21 protein-coding genes are annotated in these 19,420 nt (G+C 62.9%); 11 read left to right on the plus strand and 10 right to left on the minus strand.

The annotated features are described in order from the left end of the window. Positions 1 to 15: 15 nt before the first annotated feature. From AB4Y32_RS31410 to AB4Y32_RS31420, 3 genes are all read left to right on the plus strand, one after another. The gene (locus AB4Y32_RS31410; RefSeq protein ID WP_368725054.1) at positions 16 to 849 is read left to right on the plus strand and encodes an NAD-dependent epimerase/dehydratase family protein; all 834 of its coding nucleotides are present in this window, start codon (positions 16 to 18) and stop codon (positions 847 to 849) included. A 214-nt stretch (positions 850 to 1,063) separates the two neighbouring features. Then, on the plus strand, positions 1,064 to 1,366 hold the full coding sequence (locus AB4Y32_RS31415) for a hypothetical protein (RefSeq protein WP_368725055.1): 303 nt from the start codon (positions 1,064 to 1,066) through the stop codon (positions 1,364 to 1,366). Positions 1,367 to 1,740: 374 nt separating this feature from the next. Beyond that, a complete protein-coding gene (locus tag AB4Y32_RS31420; protein ID WP_368725056.1) occupies positions 1,741 to 2,733 on the plus strand; it encodes a hypothetical protein in 993 nt (330 codons plus the stop codon). 141 nt (positions 2,734 to 2,874) lie between these two features. Here AB4Y32_RS31420 and AB4Y32_RS31425 read toward each other — a convergent pair whose 3' ends face one another. Next, positions 2,875 to 3,732: an oxidoreductase gene (locus tag AB4Y32_RS31425; RefSeq protein ID WP_368725057.1), complete on the minus strand. Its 858-nt coding sequence runs from the start codon at positions 3,730 to 3,732 to the stop codon at positions 2,875 to 2,877. 118 nt (positions 3,733 to 3,850) lie between these two features. Between AB4Y32_RS31425 and AB4Y32_RS31430 the strand changes: the two genes are divergently transcribed. Beyond that, the gene (locus tag AB4Y32_RS31430) at positions 3,851 to 4,780 is read left to right on the plus strand and encodes a LysR family transcriptional regulator (protein ID WP_368725058.1); all 930 of its coding nucleotides are present in this window, start codon (positions 3,851 to 3,853) and stop codon (positions 4,778 to 4,780) included. 176 nt (positions 4,781 to 4,956) lie between these two features. Next, positions 4,957 to 6,009, plus strand: a complete 1,053-nt coding sequence (locus AB4Y32_RS31435) for an EAL domain-containing protein (RefSeq protein ID WP_368725059.1) — start codon at positions 4,957 to 4,959, stop codon at positions 6,007 to 6,009. 36 nt (positions 6,010 to 6,045) lie between these two features. Here the strand turns inward: AB4Y32_RS31435 and AB4Y32_RS31440 are convergent, their stop codons facing one another. The 3 genes from AB4Y32_RS31440 to AB4Y32_RS31450 form a co-directional block, all read right to left on the minus strand. Further along, a complete protein-coding gene (locus AB4Y32_RS31440) occupies positions 6,046 to 7,419 on the minus strand; it encodes a sigma-54-dependent transcriptional regulator (RefSeq protein ID WP_368725060.1) in 1,374 nt (457 codons plus the stop codon). Further along, positions 7,409 to 9,316 (minus strand): sensor histidine kinase, encoded by a 1,908-nt coding sequence (locus tag AB4Y32_RS31445; RefSeq protein WP_368725061.1) that lies wholly within the window; start codon positions 9,314 to 9,316, stop codon positions 7,409 to 7,411. Before AB4Y32_RS31445 ends, AB4Y32_RS31440 begins: the two co-directional genes overlap by 11 nt. Before the next feature lie 105 nt (positions 9,317 to 9,421). Continuing rightward, positions 9,422 to 10,786, minus strand: a complete 1,365-nt coding sequence (locus AB4Y32_RS31450; RefSeq protein ID WP_439899868.1) for a 2-hydroxycarboxylate transporter family protein — start codon at positions 10,784 to 10,786, stop codon at positions 9,422 to 9,424. A gap of 275 nt (positions 10,787 to 11,061) precedes the next feature. Between AB4Y32_RS31450 and AB4Y32_RS31455 the strand changes: the two genes are divergently transcribed. Continuing rightward, positions 11,062 to 11,490, plus strand: a complete 429-nt coding sequence (locus tag AB4Y32_RS31455; RefSeq protein WP_368725062.1) for a hypothetical protein — start codon at positions 11,062 to 11,064, stop codon at positions 11,488 to 11,490. Positions 11,491 to 11,567: 77 nt separating this feature from the next. On the opposite strand, the gene AB4Y32_RS31460 is transcribed toward AB4Y32_RS31455, so the two are convergent. The 3 genes from AB4Y32_RS31460 to AB4Y32_RS31470 form a co-directional block, all read right to left on the minus strand. Next, on the minus strand, positions 11,568 to 11,984 hold the full coding sequence (locus tag AB4Y32_RS31460) for an organic hydroperoxide resistance protein (protein ID WP_368725063.1): 417 nt from the start codon (positions 11,982 to 11,984) through the stop codon (positions 11,568 to 11,570). A 28-nt stretch (positions 11,985 to 12,012) separates the two neighbouring features. After that, entirely contained in the window at positions 12,013 to 12,291 is a 279-nt protein-coding gene (locus AB4Y32_RS31465; RefSeq protein ID WP_368725064.1) for a hypothetical protein, read from the minus strand. A 306-nt stretch (positions 12,292 to 12,597) separates the two neighbouring features. Next, the gene (locus tag AB4Y32_RS31470; RefSeq protein WP_368725065.1) at positions 12,598 to 13,059 is read right to left on the minus strand and encodes a MarR family winged helix-turn-helix transcriptional regulator; all 462 of its coding nucleotides are present in this window, start codon (positions 13,057 to 13,059) and stop codon (positions 12,598 to 12,600) included. Between the two features lie 179 nt (positions 13,060 to 13,238). Here AB4Y32_RS31470 and AB4Y32_RS31475 point away from each other — a divergent pair, with 179 nt between their 5' ends. After that, positions 13,239 to 14,102: a GNAT family N-acetyltransferase gene (locus AB4Y32_RS31475; protein ID WP_368725066.1), complete on the plus strand. Its 864-nt coding sequence runs from the start codon at positions 13,239 to 13,241 to the stop codon at positions 14,100 to 14,102. A 5-nt stretch (positions 14,103 to 14,107) separates the two neighbouring features. On the opposite strand, the gene AB4Y32_RS31480 is transcribed toward AB4Y32_RS31475, so the two are convergent. Continuing rightward, positions 14,108 to 14,974, minus strand: a complete 867-nt coding sequence (locus AB4Y32_RS31480) for a 3-hydroxybutyryl-CoA dehydrogenase (protein WP_368725067.1) — start codon at positions 14,972 to 14,974, stop codon at positions 14,108 to 14,110. A gap of 198 nt (positions 14,975 to 15,172) precedes the next feature. Between AB4Y32_RS31480 and AB4Y32_RS31485 the strand changes: the two genes are divergently transcribed. Further along, a complete protein-coding gene (locus AB4Y32_RS31485; RefSeq protein ID WP_368725068.1) occupies positions 15,173 to 15,598 on the plus strand; it encodes a hypothetical protein in 426 nt (141 codons plus the stop codon). 307 nt (positions 15,599 to 15,905) lie between these two features. Here the strand turns inward: AB4Y32_RS31485 and AB4Y32_RS31490 are convergent, their stop codons facing one another. Both AB4Y32_RS31490 and AB4Y32_RS31495 read right to left on the minus strand, forming a co-directional pair. Then, positions 15,906 to 16,514, minus strand: coding sequence for a YceI family protein (locus AB4Y32_RS31490; protein WP_368725069.1), 609 nt, complete (start codon positions 16,512 to 16,514; stop codon positions 15,906 to 15,908). Between the two features lie 370 nt (positions 16,515 to 16,884). After that, positions 16,885 to 17,142 carry a hypothetical protein gene (locus AB4Y32_RS31495; RefSeq protein WP_368725070.1) on the minus strand — a complete coding sequence of 86 codons (258 nt, stop codon included), beginning with the start codon at positions 17,140 to 17,142 and terminating at the stop codon, positions 16,885 to 16,887. A 151-nt stretch (positions 17,143 to 17,293) separates the two neighbouring features. Here AB4Y32_RS31495 and AB4Y32_RS31500 point away from each other — a divergent pair, with 151 nt between their 5' ends. The 3 genes from AB4Y32_RS31500 (at position 17,294) to AB4Y32_RS31510 (ending at position 19,336) form a co-directional block, all read left to right on the plus strand. Next, a complete protein-coding gene (locus AB4Y32_RS31500) occupies positions 17,294 to 17,836 on the plus strand; it encodes an RNA polymerase sigma factor (protein WP_368725071.1) in 543 nt (180 codons plus the stop codon). Continuing rightward, the gene (locus tag AB4Y32_RS31505) at positions 17,833 to 18,642 is read left to right on the plus strand and encodes an anti-sigma factor (RefSeq protein ID WP_368725072.1); all 810 of its coding nucleotides are present in this window, start codon (positions 17,833 to 17,835) and stop codon (positions 18,640 to 18,642) included. Before AB4Y32_RS31500 ends, AB4Y32_RS31505 begins: the two co-directional genes overlap by 4 nt. A gap of 328 nt (positions 18,643 to 18,970) precedes the next feature. Beyond that, positions 18,971 to 19,336: a hypothetical protein gene (locus AB4Y32_RS31510; RefSeq protein ID WP_368725073.1), complete on the plus strand. Its 366-nt coding sequence runs from the start codon at positions 18,971 to 18,973 to the stop codon at positions 19,334 to 19,336. Positions 19,337 to 19,420 lie beyond the last annotated feature (84 nt).

Consider the following 19,420-nt stretch of genomic DNA (forward strand, 5'->3'; position numbering starts at 1 on the left):
CTCCAAGGACCATCAATGAACGAATCATCTGCTGCGGGGCGCAAACCGTTCCGTCGACTGCTGCTGACGGGCGCGGCCGGCAATCTTGGTCGCCAGTTGCGCGGCGCGCTGGCCGATTGGGCCGACATCGTCCACGTGACCGATATCGTCCCGCCCGGCGATGCGGCCGCGCACGAAGAAACGAGCGTCGTCGATCTCGCGGACCGCGAGGCTGTGATGCATATGGTCGAAGGCGTCGATGCGATCGTGCATCTCGGCGGCATTTCGATCGACGCGCCGTTCGACGATCTGCTCGAAGCCAATTTCCGCAGCACGTATAACGTGTACGAAGCGGCGCGCAAACATGGCGTGAAGCGCATCGTGTTCGCGAGTTCCAATCACGCGATCGGCTTTCATCCCGTCACCGAAGTGCTCGACGCGGATTCACCGCATCGTCCCGACAGCCTGTACGGCGTGTCGAAGTGCTTCGGCGAATCGCTGTCGCGCTACTACTACGACCGCTTCGGCATCGAGACGGTATGCGTGCGCATCGGCTCGTCGTTCGAAGAGCCAAAGAATCCGCGCATGCTGGTCACGTATCTGAGCTATCGCGACTTCATCGAACTGGTGCGCTGCTCGCTGTTCACGAATCGCGTCGGCCATGTGGTCGTCTACGGCGCATCCGACAATCCCGTCAAGTGGTGGGACAACACGAAGGCCGGCTTCCTTGGCTTCCGTCCGCGCGACAGCTCGGAGCAATTCGCGGAACGTTTTCCGATGACCGCGCCGACGGTCGAACGCGACGACCCCGCACAGCGCTTCCAGGGCGGCGCATTTGTGCTCGGCGAGCCGCTCGCGCGCGAGCGCTGAACGGCGGCTGAACCACCGCCGGGGCGACTCCGCTTGTCGCGGCGCATCAAGCCATAGAGCACAAAAAAGGGGGCGCGCGCCGCGTGTCCCGCCGAAGTCGCCTGAAATGCAGGCAATCTCCGCCAACCGTTCATTGCGTAGCCGCAATCGAATTGCCGCCACAGTTTCGCTGCGTGTACCATGTCACCAGGGCAAAACCCAGTGGAGCATGATCATGGACAGGCACGCCGTGCATTACCGTCGCCATCTCATCATTCCACTCGCGTCCGTCGGCGTCCGCGGCTACGCGGCCAGCGTATTCGTCACGGGTCCAAGCGGACGGCGCAAAGCCTTTGGAATCCTCGGCTACTTTTCTTCCGAGGACGAGGCGATCGAGTATGCGACGTCATGCGCGAAAGCGCGCATCGAAGGAAACCGGATGCCGGGCTTGCCGCGCAAGCTCAGTGCGGTACGGCACTGGTTCATGCGTCACGGCATGCGTCGGCCGGAACTGTCCGACCCCACTGCGTGGGATTGATCGGACAAATGCGCGTCGAGCGGCGCGCGTCGTCGACATGTAAACTAAACCGAAGCGTTCGATAATCGGGAGGCTTCGACTGGCTCGCTGTATCGCGTGCGTGGCCATCAACGCCCTTTTGAGAAGGTTTCGTTCTTCCGATATCGCTCGCCTGTTCCAACCTCGTCAGGTCCGCCAATGGCTGGATTTCGTCTGATGATAGGCGCGGGCAGTCCTTTACCATGGCTGCTCTCGTCGCTGAACGACTCGCACGTATGATGAATACCAGTAAAGTTTTGATGATCCTCGGAGGGCTTCTCGTCGGCGCAGCAGGCACGTCGTACATGATGCTTCTCCAGGCAGATCACCGCGCAGCGGATGAGGCGCGAGCGGGCATGGATGACTCCTCCTTGCAGGCTCCGAGCGCCAATTCCCGCGTCGGCGACAATCAGGTGACGCAAGGCAGTATCAATTCGTCGCAAACGTCCGGTGCGATCACGAAGGGACCTTCGGCCTCGCCTTCGGTTGCACAGCAGCCGGCTGCTCCTGCGCCCGCGCCTAAAAAGGCCGAGCCGGAACCGGCTCCGCCTGCCGCGCAAGCAATGGCTCAACCGCAGTCCGCCGCGCCTGCCACGCAAGCGATGACTGAGCCGCAGCATGCCGCGCCCGCCCCGCAAATGCCGGCACCGCAGCACCCTGCCGAGCCAACCGTGCAAGCGCTGACTCAGCCGCAACCTGCTGCACCCGCTCCGCAAGCTGCGCCTGCGCCGCAGCCTGCCACACCTGCCACACAAGCAATGGCTGCGACGCCACCGCCTGCACCTGCTGCGCAAGTCGCGCCCGGGCCGCGGCCCGCTGCACCCACTGCGCAAGTCGCGCCTGCGCCTCGCGCTGCACAGCCGAAGCAGGCTCCGTCTTCTACGGCTGTCGCCTCGGTCAATGCCCGGGATTCGTCGCGCGTGAAGGTCATGCCCGCAGCGCGCGCGCAGCGCGAACGCGAGGATCTGGACCGGCGCGCGATGATGCTCCAAGGCGCTACGCCGGAAACGGACCAACTGGTCCGGGAATCGGCCAAGCTCGATCCTTCGCTGCCGACGCCGGACATGGCCGCGCTTCGTTCGAGCGCGGAAGCGCGCGCGCCATCTCAATCGAATCCGCCCACCATCGGCACGTCGGGTCAAATGGCGCGTGATTCGTCGAAGGCCGATCCCGCGTTGCCGCCGCCGGACACGACGGCCACTCGCGCCGCAATGAGCCGCGCCGCGACGTCCGATCAGCCAGCCACATCAAGGTCGGGCACGCATTCGAACCCGGTTGCCGCTGCAATGACGGATCAACTGGTCAAGGGTTCGGCCATGCTCGATCCTTCGCTGCCGCCGCCGAAGTAAGCCGGCCAGTGCCGATTGCTTGATCGGCGCAAGGCAAGCGCAACGGCGCCCCTGCATTCGCAGCGGGCGCCGTTTGATTTATTCACGGCACGGCAGTCTGCCGATCGATCACCCTTCCCACCATTAACTACCGAGCGCGCCTCAGACCGCGAAGTCAGTCGATTGCGACAACGCCTTCCACGTCTGCGTTTCCGCCGTCACGTACGCGTTCTTGTCCGCGATGGCCTTCAGCGTGTCCGTGCCGAGCGGCAGTCGCAGCGGCGGCGTTTGCGCATCGACGAGCGTGACCAGCGCGGTGGCCAGTTTCTCCGGATCGCCGGGCTGGTTGTGGTTCATCCCGACAGCAAAGCGGCGCACGTTGCCCGACGTGTCGTCATAGTCGTCGATGATGTCCTTGCCGACGACGAGCGACGACGCATCGAGGAAATCCGTGCGGAAGTAGCCCGGCTCGACGACGGTCGCGTGAATGCCCAGCGGCTTCAGCTCGGCGTGCAGCGATTCCGTGATGCCTTCGACGGCGAACTTCGTCGAGCTATACACGCCGAATCCCGCTCCCGCGCGATATCCGCCGATCGACGACATGTTGATCACATGCCCCGAGCGCTGCTTGCGCATCACCGGCAAGGCGGCGCGCGTCACATTCAGCAGACCAAAGACGTTGGTGTCATACATGCGGCGCACGTCGGCGTCGCTCGATTCCTCGACCGCGGCGAGCAGGCCGAAACCCGCGTTGTTGATCAGCACGTCGATGCGGCCGAACTTCTCGACGGCCGCCGCAACGGCCGCTTTAGCTTGCGCCTCGTCGGTCACGTCGAGCGCGACGGGCAACAGCGCGGGCGATTCGCCGAGACGCTCGACGATCGCGTCGATCTTGCGCCCTGCTGCGACGACGGCATTGCCGTCCGCCAGCGCAGCCTGCGCGATCAGCGCGCCAAGACCGCGCGATGCGCCCGTGATGAACCAGACGCGCTTGAACTGCTGTTTCGTGACGTTGTTCATGATCTGCTCCTACGTTTGTGGTGAAAGTGAAACGAAGGATAGGACGACCGATTCGCACAAACTAGCTGTACATTGCTAGACTGATAATCAACTTTTATTTGCGAATCGGAGCTGCCTAATGAACGAGGTCCGCGCAATTTCGATTTTCGTCCGCGCTGCGACGCTCGGTAATTTGCGCAAGGCGGCCGTCGACCAGAGCATCTCGCCGCAAGCGGCCAGTCACGCGGTGATGCAACTGGAAAAGACGCTGGGCGTCCGGCTGTTTCATCGGACGACGCGCAAGCTGAGCTTGACGGAAGAAGGGCAACGGCTGCTGCAAAACGTCGAGCCCGCGCTCGCGATGCTGTCGTCGGCGATCGACGACGCCCGCCGCTCGAAGGAGGAAGTCGCGGGACCGTTGCGTGTGAGCGCGCCGAAAGCGTTGGGACACGCGGTGCTGTGGCCTTCGATCCTCGAATTCGCGGCGCTTTATCCGGACGTGCGGCTGGACGTCCGTTTCGACGACCACTTCACCGATCTCGTCGCCGATCGCGCGGACGTCGGGTTTCGCGGCGGGTCGCCTCCTTCGGGCGGCGCGATCGCGCGGCGTTTGCTTCCCATTCAGTTGATCGTCTGCGCGTCGCCCGCCTATCTCGAACGGCACGGCACGCCGAAGTCCGTCGACGATCTCCACGCGCATCGCTGCACGGGTTATCGCCGCGCGAACACGGGCAAGCAGGCGCCGTGGGAGTTCCTGATCGGCAACGAGATCGTCTACCGCGAGATTGCGGCGACGTTGTGCGCGAACGATATCGACGCGGAAACGGAAGCCGTTCTCGCAGGTCTCGCGATAGGCCAGCTAGGCAGCTTTTCGGCTGCGTCGCATGTTCGCGGCGGACGGCTCGTGCCATTGCTCACGCAACATGTGACGCAACGCGAATCCATCTACATCTACTACCGGCATCGCACGGAGCAGCCGTTGCGCGTGAGAACGTTCATCGACTTCATGATCGGGCGGCTCGCGAACAACAGGGACTTCTTTCTCGAACCGTCCGAACTGCGCGCTTGATCGCGTCCCGATCGGGCGAATAAAAGAAAAGCGCAAAAAAGTCTCGGGCACTGCGGAAGGAGAATGGAAAAAGGCAATAAAACGGACGTGCATTGAAAGTAATTAACGGCTCATTCCGGCTATGCCAAATGATCAAATCTGCCCGACGATGAGTTCGCGCGATTTCCATATCGCTTATGCTCGCGCACGGCGTGCGCTACGAAGCGGATCACGTCGTCCTCGTCGTGTCCAATGCCGGCGCGTTGAACAACAGTGGCGACATGATTCCCGCCGACAGCGCAGCCGCGCGGCAAGGCACACGCTCATCGTCGACACGCTGGGCCTTCTCGATCGCCGTCGTCGCCGCGCCGGAATTCGTTTCGCACGCGCACTGGAAGCACGGCTTGCTGGCAGGCGCAGCGGCCCTGCTCGTGAATCTGCTGATCGCCGCGGCCTGGCTGATCGCGTTCGCTCCGCGCCGCTTGATGCTCGCCGCCGTGCGACGCGGCCTGAAGCAGGGACAGCTTCACCTCGCGTATCAGCCCATCGTCGAAATCGCCACACGCCGCATCGCGGGCGTTGAAGCACTGATTCGCTGGACGCATCCGAAATGGGGCCCCGTCAATCCCGGCGTGTTCATGGTGGAAGTCGAGCGCAGCAGCCTGCTGCCTCGCATCACGCGCTTCGCGCTCGAGCGCGCGTCGGATGAAGTCGCGCAGAAGACGAAGGTCCGTCCGCTACGCCTTGCAGTGAACATCGCGCCGATGAATCTGGAGCGCGACGACTTCGTCGCGGACGTGCTGGCCGTGAACCAGAAGCTCCCCGACGACATCACGCTCGTGCTCGAACTGACCGAGCGGCTGCTGCTCCAGAAACATCCGCGAACGGAAGCGATCTCCCAGCGCCTGAAGGCGCGCGGCGTGAAGTTCGCCATCGACGACTTCGGCACGCAGCACAGCAATCTCGATCTGCTCGGCCGCTTCCCGTTCGATTACGTGAAGATCGACGGGCAGTTCGTGCGGCAGATCGACAAGAAAGGATATGAACTGATTCGCGCGATTGCCGGCATGGCTAAACATTACGGCATGGCAGTGATTGCCGAAGGCGTTGAAACATCGGCCCAGCATGAAGCGCTGCGCAGCCTCGGCATTCTGTTCGGTCAAGGCTATTTTTATCAGCGCCCTGTGCCCGTCTCCGCGCTTTTCGTCGATGCCGGTTCTGCATCGCAAGGCGCAAGCATCGTTCCTTAGTACCAGGTCGCCGACGCGTCGTGCTGTCGGCTCGTGTTACGTGTCGATCTCTTCGCCTTGCGCATCGCGCGCCGCAATCTTCAGTTGACGCAGCTTGTGATAAAGCGTCTTCTTCGGCATGCCGAGCGCGTCGCTCGCATCGGCGACGTTGCCGTGATGACGGCGCAGCATGTCCTCGATCAGCATGCGCTCGAAGTACGCCATCTGTTCCGTGAGCGTGCCACCCTTCGCGGCGCCCTTGTTCGGATCGCCGCCTTCCGTCAGCAGACTGTCACCCGTCAGCCCGAGCACGAAGCGGTCCGCGACGTTCTGCAATTCACGCACGTTGCCCGGCCATTGATGCGTCATCAGCTCCGACACCTGCGCCGCCGACACGATGGGCGCAGGCTGTCCGAACCGGCGCGCGGCCGCCAGCACGAAGTGCTCGAACAGCAGCGGCACGTCTTCGCGGCGCTCGCGCAAGGGCGGCAGTTCGATCTGCGCGACGTTCAATCGATACAGCAGATCCGAACGAAAACGTCCGTCGGCGGATAGTGCCGCGAGATCGGCCTTCGATGCCGCGATCACCCTGCAATCGACGGATATCGATTCGTTCGCGCCCAGCCGCTCCAGCGTGCGCTCCTGCAACACGCGCAGCATCTTGATCTGCAGCGCGACGGGCATCGTTTCGATCTCGTCGAGAAAGAGCGTGCCGCCGTTCGCCCATTCAATCTTGCCGACACGCTTCTTGATCGCGCCCGTGAACGCGCCCGCTTCGTGACCGAACAGCTCGCTTTCGAAAATCTGCTCCGGCAGGCCCCCGCAATTGAGCGCGACGAAATGGTTGTCGCGCCGTCCGCCGAAATCGTGCAGGCTGCGCGCGATCAGTTCCTTGCCCGTGCCCGTCTCGCCCGTGATCAGCACCGACACCGACGTGTCGGCGAGACGCAATATCTTCTTGCGCACGTCCGCCATCGCGGGCGACTTGCCGAGCACCATGGCCTCGATGCCTTGCCAGTTGTGCAGCGCAGCCCGCAGGCCTTGCACTTCGAGCGTGAGCCGCCGCTTCTCGACGGCGCGCGCCACGCGGCCCGCGATATGGTCCGAAGAGAAAGGCTTCTCGATGAAGTCGTACGCGCCGACCTGCATCGCGCCCACGGCCGTCGATATGTCCGCGTGTCCGCTGATCAGCACGACGGGAATCTGCGAATCGATTGCCATCACCTTGTCGAGCAGTTGCAATCCATCGATGCCCGGCATGCGTACGTCCGATACGATCACGAGCGGCGCGCCCGGCGCGACTTCGGCGAGCGCCTCTTTCGCCGACGCATACGCGCTGACGGGAAAGCCCGCCAGCGCAACCGCCTGCTCGACGCCGAAGCGGACGTTCTCGTCGTCCTCGACGACGAGCACGCGAATCTCATCTCCCATGGGCCATCCTCTGCGACGTCGCCGCCGCGAATTCGATAGTGAATTGTGCACCACCCTCCGCGCCGCCGTGTGCGCCGCTGCCCGCGCGATTCGAAGCGGTGATCCTCGCGCCGAAGCCTTCGACGATGCGCGACGTGATCGCGAGCCCCAGGCCGAGTCCATGCCCGCGCGGTTTGGTTGTGACGAACGGCTCGAACAGATGCGCGAGCACTTCGGGCGCGATGCCCGTGCCGCTATCGGCGATCGTGAACAGCACGCGGTCGCGTTCGTCAGGCTCGCCGGCGGCGATGGTGATGACGCGCTTCTCCTGGTTGCGCACGGCATCGAGCGCATTGCCGAGCAGATTCACAATGACCTGCTGCAACTGGCTCGACTCCGCCCACACCGTCGTCCCCGATGCAATGTTCACATCGAGTCGTACGCCTTCGTCGCGAATGCGTGCATCGTAGATGAGCCGCGCATGCGCGACCGCTTCGTTGAGCGACACCGCGACGCGCTCGACCTCCGGCTTGCGCGCGAACGCCTTCAGCTCCGCCGTCAATACGGCCATGCTGTCGACGAGTTTTGCAACGCGTTCGAGATTCGCGACGGCCTGTGCCGGCTGGTTGCGCTCGAAGAACGTGCGAGCGTTGTCGCACAGGGTCCGGATCGCGACGAGCGGCTGATTCAACTCATGCGTGAGGCCCGCGGCCATCTGCCCGAGCACGGCCAGCTTGCCCGCGTGCACGACTTCCTGCTGGGTATCGCGCAGACGCTGCTCGGTCCGCTTGCGCTCGACGATCTCCTGCTGCATGCGTTCGTTCGTCGCCGTCAGTGCCGCTGTGCGCTGCGCGACGGTGATCTCGAGCTGATCGTTCGCGCGACGCAACGCATCCTGCGCGTTGAGCTTTTCGGCGATCGTCCGGCGGCGCTGGATCGCGTACAGCGCATAGAGGCCGGCGATCAGGAAGGCGCCCGTCACGAACGCGAGTGCAAGCTGCTGCTGATGGCGCGCGCCCGCGACGTCGAGCAGCACCATCACCGAATCGCCCGCTTGCGGCGCGGACCGCGACATCACGAGAAAGCGCGTCGTCTTGCCCGGGTGCCGCCAATCGGGAAAGCGGCCGAGCCACGCATTGCCGTTCCAGTCGCCGACGCGTTGGTACGCAAGCGCATCGACGTTGCGGCCCGCGTACTGACGCGAAGCCTGGATCTCGCGCTGCTGTTGCGCGGTGATGGTCCGCAGCGCGGTGAACTTCCACGCGGGCACCGTCGATATGACGACCACGCCGTTGCCGTCGATGACCATCGCCGCTTCGCCGGGCGTGCGCCATGCGGCTTCGAGCGCATCGACGCTCACCTTCACGGCCGCCGCGCCGATCGGCTTGCCCGCATCGCGCACCGCGCTCGCGAAGTACAACCCAGGCATGCCCGTGTTCGTGCCGATGCCGAAGAAGCGCCCTGAACCACGCGCGAGCGCGTCCTTGAAGTACGGCCGATAGGAAACATTGGTGCCGACAAAGCTGAGCGACTGGTTCCAGTTGCTCGCGGCAATGACGGAGCCTTGCAGGTCGATCACGTCGACGGCGAGGCTGCCCGCATCGTCGTTCACCGCTTCGAGATAGGTGTCGACTTCGTGCAGCAGTTCGGGCGACGCGCCCGGGCCTGTGGCCAGCAACGAGCGCACGCTGTCCTGCCGCGCGACGATGGCGGGCATCATCTCGAAGCGGCCGAGCTCGCTCTTAAGGCTTGCCGTATACAGGTCCAGCCGATGCGCGCCGACTTCAGCGAGCGCGTCGATCGCGCGGTCCCATGCAAACTCGACGGCCGCCGCGGCCACGCCGAAGTACAGCGCGGCCGCGGCGGCCCATCCCCACAACGGTATCCCTCTTATTCTCACGCGCACGTTCAGCCTCATCGGTACGCAATGCCTGTTGGCGAAGGGCGCGTGAGCCGCGCTCGACATCGGGCGACGCCGCGCCGCGCGTTGCCGCACGGTCGGGCCGCGTCAGGCAGCGGCGCATCAACCGAAATGCGCAAGCAGGATCAGCGTCAGCGTGACGACGATCGCGCCGCCAATACGCGTGGCGATCTGCGCGAACGGCATCAGCGTCATGCGGTTCGCGGCCGTCAGGATCGCGACGTCGCCCGTGCCGCCCTGGCCGCTGTGGCAGGCGTTCACGATCGCCGTGTCGATAGGGTACATCTTCAACAGACGCGCAACCACAAAGCCCGTGCCCATCAACGTCGCGACCGTCGCGACGATCGTCACGATGTTGGCGAACGTGAACGCGGCGATCAGCTTGTCCCACGGCGTCATCGCGACGCCGATCGCGAACAGCAGCGGATACGTGACAGCCGTCGAGAAGAACTTGTAGACGACGAACGCGCCTTCCTGCAACTGCGGCGACACGGCGCGCGCGAGCTTCACCAGCACGGCGAGAAACAGCATCGCGACGGGCGCGGGCAAGCCGAACAAATCGCGGCACGCCAGGCCGAGCAGATACAGCGTGATCGCCGTGATACCCGCTGCAGCGATATGCGTCACGTCGATATGGCCGGTGATTTCTTCTTTCACGGGGTCCATTTCATCCGTCTCGCCGACCTGCAGACGCCCTTCGCCCGTCAGATGCGGAAGGCGCTTGCCGAGCATGTCGAGCGCGCCGGAGAGCACGATCGCCGTGAGGCTGCCCAGCATCACGGGCGGCAGCACCTGTGCGAACAGCTCGCCTTGCGGCAAATGCATGATCTCCGAGTAGCCGACCGACAGCGGAATCGCGCCCTCGCCCACGCCGCCCGCCATGATGGGCACGACGATATACAGCAGCGTGTGGCGCACGCCGAGCCCGAACGCCGCGCCGACGGCCGTGCCGACGAGCGCAGCCGCAATCGAACCGGCGGCGAGCGGCACGAAGATCTTCAGGAAGCCCTGAATCAGCACGCGCCGGTCCATGCTCAGAATGCTGCCGACGATGATCGACGCGATGAACAGGTACAGGAAGTTCGTCTGCTTGGTGAAGTCGGTGGTGAGGTGAAGGATGGGCTTCGGCAGCAGGTGATAGAAGGTCAGCGCGGAAGGCACGAAGGTCGCGCAGATCGCAGCCGCGCCGATGTTGCGAAGAATCGGCAGGCGTTTGCCCAATTCGGCGCACGTGAAGCCGAAAAACGCGAGCACGGCGATCGCCATCGATATCTCGCCAGGCACTTTGCCCGTCACGGCGAAGCCCGCGATCAGCGCGAGCAGGATGAAATAGACGGGCAGCGGGATGATGCCGATCCGGTATTCCATCAGCTTCCACCAGCCTTCCGGCCAGAAGCGGGTCTTGCTGGCGGATTGCTGCGCAGGCATCGGCCGTGAGTGGCTCGGGGCGTGGGAACTCGTTTGCAAAGCATGTCTCCTTGATTTGAGTGCGCGGACTGCATCGCGGCGTCGCTGTGTCACGCGTCGTGATGGCCTCGTGGCCAGTGGGCGGGTATAGCGCAAGGGCCATGCCAGATTTCGGTTTCTACGAATCGCGCCATCTCATTGATTTGATTGTTTTTTTATCGACGGAGAAAATGCAGGCGGACGCGTCGTTCTGAGAGTTCAGAATCGGTCCGATGGGGAGGCTGAAATTTCAGCCATTCGCTAGAATCCCGCGAAGGGCTCAACGCGGAGGAACGATGGACAACACGTGGCAATTCCAGATCAGGATCACCGTGGCGGACGAACGGGCCAGCGCGTTGCGCGCGGACCCCATGTCGGACAGCTATCCACCGCTGCGCGACATCTTGCGGCGGCACAAGGCCTCGCTGAAATGCCAGTTCGACGCATTCGCCGAGTACGTCAAGGAAGCGGAAGCGATGGGCACGTCGGCGTACCGGCTATACGAATGGACCCGGCAAACAATCGAGAACCCAGAGAAGAAGGCGAAGTACTTGCGGTCCTTTACCGTGTACGTCGAAGGCGAAGACGTGTACGACGAGGAAGTCGCGGATTCGCTCGAAGCTGCATTGTCGGCGCTGCCCGGCGATGCGGGCATCGAGCGGATTTTCAAATACGACACCGATCCGTCGAACAATCCGCAACCGCCACAAGCGAATCGCGCTTGAATCGCAGTTAATCGTGACTGGCAACCGGTCCGCTCGTCCCTTTCACGAAAGAGACTTCGCGGACCGGCTCAGGCACATCAAACAAGCGCGATTTCAACGTCGATGTTGCCGCGCGTCGCCTTCGAGTAAGGGCAAGTCTGATGCGCCGCCTCGACGAGCGTTTGCGCGACGTCGCGGCTCAGGCCCGGCAGGCTCACGTTCATACGCGCCTGCAAGAAATAACCGCCCTCACCCGTGCCGAGGTCCACTTCGGTGTCGACGCTCGCGTCAGCGGGCAACGTCACTTTCAGCTCGCGCGCCGCGAGACCCATCGCGCCAATGAAGCAAGCCGACCAGCCCGCCGCAAAAAGCTGCTCGGGGTTCGTGCCCTTGCCGTTCGTGCCGGGCGTCGAAAGCTGGATATCCAGCCGGCCATCCGAACTGCGCGACGCGCCTTCCCGCCCGCCCGACGTGTGGGTCTTGCCTGTATAGAGTACGTTTTCGATGCGTGCCATGATGATTTCCTTTGCGTGTTGTGTGTGATTAGTGATGGTTGAAGGTCGAGCCGAGGTCGCGGGCGATTACGCGGTGACCCGACTGAACCGCCGAATCCGCCATGCCGCCCACCGCTGCCGTGTTCTCGTTGCCCGTCGCTTCGCGGCCGGCGTCTGCAACGATCGCCGCGGCGCCTTGCTGGGAAGCTGGCGCGCCCTCGATCGGGTTGTAGTGCGGCGCGGGACCGTATCCGCTCGCGAAAGCGGAAGCAGAAGCAGCAACGCTCGCTGCAACGAAAACTGCGGCTTTGAAGAACTTGTTCATCATTTCTCTCCGGTAGTTGAAGACCCTCGGTCGAGGGCACTCTGTCTGTCTACAAATCGCTGATCGATGCGGACTGGCGCTTTCGGCCTTTCGTCCGACTCAACAGCGTACGCGATTCAATCGCATGCGATGCATTTTAAACAAAGCCAAAGACATGTCAAGGATGCGATTCAATCGCGTGCGATCATTTTTTGAAAAAGACTTGTGTGAAAAAGCGCACGAAGATCGGCACTGGGCCGGGTCCGCGTAAACGCGCAGCGCGGGCGCAGCAGACATGCCGGGCCCGCGCTGCTTCAGGCGGAAATACGACTATTGCTGCTCGTTCACGGCCTTGACCAGGTTGTTGCGCAGCGTGACGATCGCCTTTTGCACCTTCGAGAATTCATCGGGCGTGAGGCCCGTCGCCTCGACAAGATCCATGTTCAGCGCCTTCTCGCGCAGGCGCCGGCCGCTCTTCGTCAGACTGACGCGAACCTGGCGCTCGTCTTCGGGATCACGTTGCCGCTCCAGATAGCCCATGCCTTCGAGCTTCTTCAGGATCGGCGTCAGCGTGTTCGATTCGAGAAACAGCTTTTCACCGAGGCTGCCGACGGTCTGATCGTCCTCTTCCCATAACGCGATCACCGTGATGTATTGCGTGTAGGTCAGCCCGAGTTCCTCGAGAATCGGCTTGTATGCCTTGCCGAATGCGAGATTTGCCGAATAAACGGCGAAGCACAGAAAATCGGCAAGCTTCGGATTCGCGGCGTCTGCCTTGGCGGTGGTCTTCATATGCGTCCTCGTCGGCGTGAGACGGATGTCTCGTCACAACCGCATTATATATCGCACACGATTTAATCGCAAAAGCTTGACATGGCGCGAGGGTTGCGCGTCGCACATATCATAAAAGCGATTTTCGCTGCATGATAGGCGTCGACAGGCATGGACTCGAACGGCATCAAGGAGACACCATGGACGAATCGACGGACACGGCGCGCGACCTCATCGTGCGCACCATGACAGCCGACGAAGTGGACCGCGTGATCGAATGGGCCGCGATCGAAGGCTGGAATCCCGGCCCGCACGACGCCCGCTGCTTTCGCGCGGCCGATCCCAATGGGTTCTTCGTCGGCGTATTGCGCGGCGAACCGGTCGGCTCGATTTCCGCCGTCGCGTACGACGCGCGTTTCGGCTTCATCGGGCTGTACATCGTCAAACCGGAGTTTCGCGGCAAGGGACTGGGCCTGCGCATCTGGCAGCATGGCATCGCGTATCTCGGCGAGCGCAACATCGGGCTCGATGGCGTGGTCGCGCAACAGCCGAACTATCGAAAGTCGGGCTTCGCGCTTGCGTACAGGAACATACGGTTTCAGGGCATTGCAGAGGCTGGCATTGCGGGCAGCGCGGCGTTACTCGATGCACACGCGTTGCCACTCGATCAGCTGAGTGCCTACGACCGTCGCTTCTTTCCCGCGCCTCGCGACAGCTTTCTTCGCGAGTGGATCGGTCAGCCCGATGCCGTCGCGCTGGCGGACGTCGTCGATGGACAGATGCGCGGATTTGGCGTGCTGCGCCGATGCCGCGAAGGCCGCAAGCTCGGACCGCTTTTCGCCGACGACGCGCAGATCGCCGAAACGCTGTTCACCGCGCTCGTCGCGCGTTGTCCCGGCGAAACCGTGACGCTCGACGTGCCCGAGCCGAACCCGGCAGCCGTGGCGCTCGCCGTGCGCCATGGCATGACAAGCGTGTTCGAGACGGCGCGCATGTACACGAAAGAGGCGCCGGACATTCCGCTCGCGGAGGTGTTCGGCGTCACTTCGTTCGAGTTGGGCTAACTGCTTTACCGCTTCTGATCGTAGCGATAGACGCCGTGTCCCGTCTTGCGGCCGAGGCGCCCCGCCGCGACGAGTTCGCGCAGCAGCGGACACGCGCGATACTTCGAATCGCCGAAGTCCTTCAGGAACACATCCATCACGGACAGGCACACGTCGAGCCCGATCAGGTCCGCGAGCGCGAGCGGCCCGATCGGGTGATTCGCGCCGAGCCGCATGCCCTCGTCGATTTCCTCCGCCGTCGCGATGCCGTCCGCCAGCGCGAAGAATGCTTCGTTGATCATCGGCACGAGAATCCGGTTGACCACGAAACCCGGCGCGTTCTTCACGTTGACGGGCGTCTTGCCGAGCCGCTGCGTCAGCTCGCGCACGGCGGCAGCCGTATCGTCGGCGGTCTGCAAGCCACGAATCACTTCGACGAGCGGCATCAGCGGCACGGGGTTGAAGAAGTGCATCCCGACAAAGCGCTCGGGCTTCGCGAGCGTCGCGGCGAGCGCGGTGATCGAAATCGACGACGTATTCGACGCGACGATCGTCTCGCCGCTCACGATGGATTCGATCTGCCGCAGAATGCGGATTTTCAGCTCGACGTTCTCCGTCGCCGCTTCGACGACGATATCCGCGCTGGAAAGGCGCTGATAGTCAGTCGACGTTTCGATGCGCGTGAGCGCGGCATCGCGCGCCGATGCGTCGATCTTGCCCTTCTCCACCAGCTTCGCGAGACTCGCCGTGAGCGTCGCGATACCCTTTTCGAGCGCGGCATCCGTGACGTCGATGAGCACCACCTTGAGGCCCGCCACCGCCGACACCTGCGCGATCCCGTTGCCCATCGTGCCTGCGCCAACGATGCCTATCGTTTCGATCTTCGTTGCCATTGCTGCTCCCTCTCTCTCTGCTGACTTGTGCGGATTTCCGCGGATTGCCGTTGATGCCTTGCGGCGCGTTATCGGCGATACGATACCTGTTTCTCGCGGGCATTCGCGTGAAACCCGGCAAGACGCGATGGGCAGCAGAAAGAAACGATGCAACGAGCGGCTATATCATCGAGGTAATCGATTCATGAAGATCTCACCATGTTGTCCGTCGATCTGAACCCGAAACGAAAACGCGAGAACCCGCTGCTGTGGATTTTCGAGCCTCTCGAACGAGATCCCGGCTATTCGCGCGAACGCTTCTTCAACATGCAGGCCGCGTGGCTCGACGGTTTGCTCTATCTCGCAGTCGCAAGCGGTGAAGAGCCGTGGAATGGGCTCTTCGTGTGCACGTCACATGACCGGCAAGCCGGGTTGCTGCAAGCGTATCCCGCGCTTGTCCCGCATCCCGTGCTCGGCAAGTGGCTGTATGCGTCGCAAAGCCATCCCGAGTTCGAAACCGTCGCGCAAGACATGGTCGTGCTTGCGCGCGAGCGCGATCCGCGCATGGGTGTCGTGCCGGGCAAACGCAAGCGGTCGCCCGATGTGATCGAAATGAAGGCCTCGTCGGCGAGAAAAAAGAAGTAGCGGTCGCGCGTTTGGCCTTACGATCGGGCCTCTTCGTGCAAGGCGGAAGTTGCCGCCAAAGGCGCGCGCGTGGGCTGGCTGCGGCAGACCGGTAGTTGCGTTTTCGTTCGACGGCGCGAGCCGTCCATGCGTCCCGGCAATCGCGACGATGCTCGTGCACGCAGCCTGTCAAAGCCTGCGCAATGGAAAACTCCGCGGATGCGGCCAGCGCATCGCGATGTGCGGCAAAGCGGACTGTGTGCCTGGAGTCATGCGAGTCCGCCTGCCGTACTGTTTCGATTGCGATACGTTCGTACCGACCCGCCGCTCAACGATCCGCGCGCAACATCACGGAAAAAGTCACGGGCGCCGAACCTGACAGCACATTCAGGTTCATCACATTGCGCAGCGCATCGACGCCTTCCTGCAAGCCATATTCTTTCAGGCTCACGATAATCGGCACACGCGTTCCGACGAGCAGCGCGTTGCGCGAGAGCTTGACGATGCGCAGATCGGCGAGAAGCGGATTCGACTGCCCCGCAATCGTCAACGTGCCGTTGAGCTGAACATCGGCCGTACCGCCGACGGGCAACGCATCGAAACGCCGTGCATCGACAGAAGCGCTGAACACCGCTTGCGGATGCTGCGCAACCTTGAACAGCAGGTCCTTGAGGCGCTCGTTACGCAGCCCGACGTTGGTTTCGACACTCGCGAGATCCACGTTGAACTGCAATCTTCCGTCGTCGCTCACGGTGCCGCCGATCTGCCGGAACGCCTGAACCTCCTCGACCGCCGACGACCCCGGCACACCCGCTTTTGCGGTGACGAACGTGAATGTCGACTGCGCGTTGTCGACGTGCCATGCGGCACTGGCGGGCGTCGCCGCGATAAAGGTTGAGACTGCAATCGCCGCCGCGATGAGAAAAGGTGTACGCATGCTGAGGTCCTCGAATGGATGAGATAAACGGCCGCCGGTCGGCTGATGCGCCCGACGCGATGCCGTCCCTCCCAGAACAGCCGGGGTCGTCGGCTTGTTCCTTCGAGGCCGGAAAATTTTCGACGGAATAGAACACGCAGGCCAGGTGTTCTCGACGTGATGTCGATTACCTCCGCGTGCTTTGCGTGAGCGGTCTGCATCGCGCGCGATTGCAGTCCGTTCGCACTCTCGTTGCCGGCACCACGATGTAGCGCGCCGTCTTCGCTCCCCTCGCCCATTCGAGAGTCAGTCCATGGACGCGCACCCCGGGACGACCCCGTTCACGCCGATTCGCGGCACAACGCGCTTTCAGATCGACGCGCCGCTCGCGTCATCGGGGAGCCGCATGCTTGCGCGCGTCGAGTACGCTGCGGATCGATTCGCCCACGGAAGCACCTGCGCCCCGTTCGCAGAGGTCCGCCCATCGGCTCAATGTTTCGAGATCCGCTACCCCGCTTTCGCAAAGCGCTGCAAAGCGCGCAAGCGCTGCCTCCGAGCCGACCACGCTATGAAACCGCTGGCTGCCGATACACGCATCGAGCAGCACAGCCATGCCAGCCTCGCGGGCTTTATCGAGAACGTCTTGCATGATGGTCTCCTGCGCAAATCGTTATCTGCTGATCTGAGAACAGTGGGTCTCCTGCGCTTATTCCCCAAATGCCGGCAAAAAACTGGCGAAATACGCCCGAATAAATCGGCGGATCGGGTGTTATGTCGATATACGCGCGGCCCTGGAAGGAGTGGCGTCGATGAACGAAGAAGATTTGCCGACAATCCTGCCGACGCTCCTGCCACGGCTATGGCGCTTCGCGCTGCGCCTGACGCAGAACCAGCACGACGCGGAGGATCTCGTCCAGCGCGCGTGCGTGCGCGCACTCGAGCGGCGCAGCCAGTTGCAGCACGGCACATCGGCGCTCAGCTGGCTGTTCGCGATCGTCCATACCACGTGGATCAACGAGTTGCGCGCCCGTACCATTCGCACCAGGGGCAACATCAACTGGCAGGACGACGAGATCGAAAGCCTCGCCGATCCGTCCGGTCATACCCCCGAGATCGACCTCATGCATCGGCAGGTAATCAATGCCGTCGAGGCATTGCCGGATGCGCAGCGTGTCGTGATGGTGCTGGTCGCCATCGAAGGTCTCAGCTATCGCGAAGCTGCGGACGTGCTTGACGTGCCCATCGGCACGATAATGAGCCGGCTCTCGCGCGCCCGTCTGACGATCGGGCAGCGGTTCGGCGCGCAATCGTCCACAGCTGCGCGCAAGGGAGAATCAATATGAAGAATATCGACGACTCGATGTTGATGTTGTACGTTGACGGCGAGCTGCCGCCCGAACAGCGGGCCGAAGTCGAAGCCGCCATTGCGCACTCGCACGATCTCGGCGCGCGTGTCGATGCGTTGCGCGCGTCGTGCCTGCCGTATCGCGCGGCATTCGAGCGGCAGACATTGCCGCCCGTGCCGGAAAGTCTGGCGCAGCATGTCGATGAACTCGTCAGCGTCAGCGCCTCGCGGCAGCGCGGCGATGTGTCCCGCAAGGCGTCCGCAGTCCCATGGCTTGCCGCCGCCTTCGTTGCGGGCGCGGTCATCTCCGGCGTGCTGACGGGCTACCTGGGACCGCTCAGCCCGTTCCGCCATGAGGTAGTGTCGCCGTGGGTGCGAAGCGTGGCCGACTATCAGGTGCTGTACGGACGCGAGACGGTCGCGAGCATCCGCGACGATCCGGCGAATACCGAGCAGATTCTCGCGGACATCCGTCAGCGCGACGGCATGCCCGTGCGTGTACCGGACCTGCAGCAGGCGGGCCTGAAGTTCAAGCGCGTGCAGCGCCTGAATTACGACAACCGTCCGTTGATTCAGATCGTGTACCTGCCCGAACGGGGCGACCCTGTCGCGCTGTGCGTGCTGGAAGATCCGCACGCCGATGAACCCGTGCGCGCGCAGCAGGTTGGCCAAATGAAAACGGTCACCTGGCGTTCGAACAAGCTTGCTTACGTGTTGCTTGCGAAGAACACGCCCGTCGATTTGCAGCAGATGGCGCAGCAGATTGCGAATGGCAAAGTGTCGTATCTGTATGGCAATGCGTAGCACGCTGTCGTGCCGTCCACTGTCATTCGACGAAGAAAAAGTCGCAGCGGTTTGAAAATAAAACGCACTGCAGCGTTGGGCCCGCTTTTGCTGACACGCGCCGGCTTGCCTTTGCCGCGCCGCGCGTCCACCGCGCCGGCGCGTTTAGCACCTTTGACATTTACGGACGCGTGACCGTCCGGTTTTTCCCTTCCCTCCTCAGCGTGCAAATCACAAACGGCGTATGGTTTGTCGCTTGCTCACCCACCTTTTGCGAAACCCACCAGGACATGCGTTCACCTGTCTGACGGATGTCATCCGTCGACGACTACCTATGAGGGAGCCATCCATGGAAATGAGCACTGCAGGCTCGCGCTTCGTTTGTACAGCCGCGCTGGCCGCGACTTTCGCGCTTATCGAGGCGGATGCCGCCGCTCGGACAGAATGCCCTGATTTTGTCGAATTGCCATCGGGAAGCAGCTTCAACGTGGCTCGTCTGATATACGACAACGGTTCTCCCGATGCGGCGCTCCGAAAAGTGCGCCAGATGTTCGCTCTAGCGTCCGAAGGCGGATGCCCGAGATCGGAGAAGCCTGCTGCGTGCGACGAAACGTTGGCGGTCGCAAGAAAGGCCATAACGGCATTGGAACTTTGCACAGCCGATACCTCTGCCGCTAACCCGGGGCACAAGGGTGAAAGTGTTACCCCAAGATAGCCGTCGCATGCTCCCTCCGTTTCAATAGCTCAACAACTCAATAGCCGTGAAGGAAAACGCGCACGGTGCGCGTTGACGCACTTC

The sequence above is a fragment of the Paraburkholderia phymatum genome (genome assembly GCF_040965635.1).
Lineage (GTDB): Bacteria > Pseudomonadota > Gammaproteobacteria > Burkholderiales > Burkholderiaceae > Paraburkholderia > Paraburkholderia phymatum_B.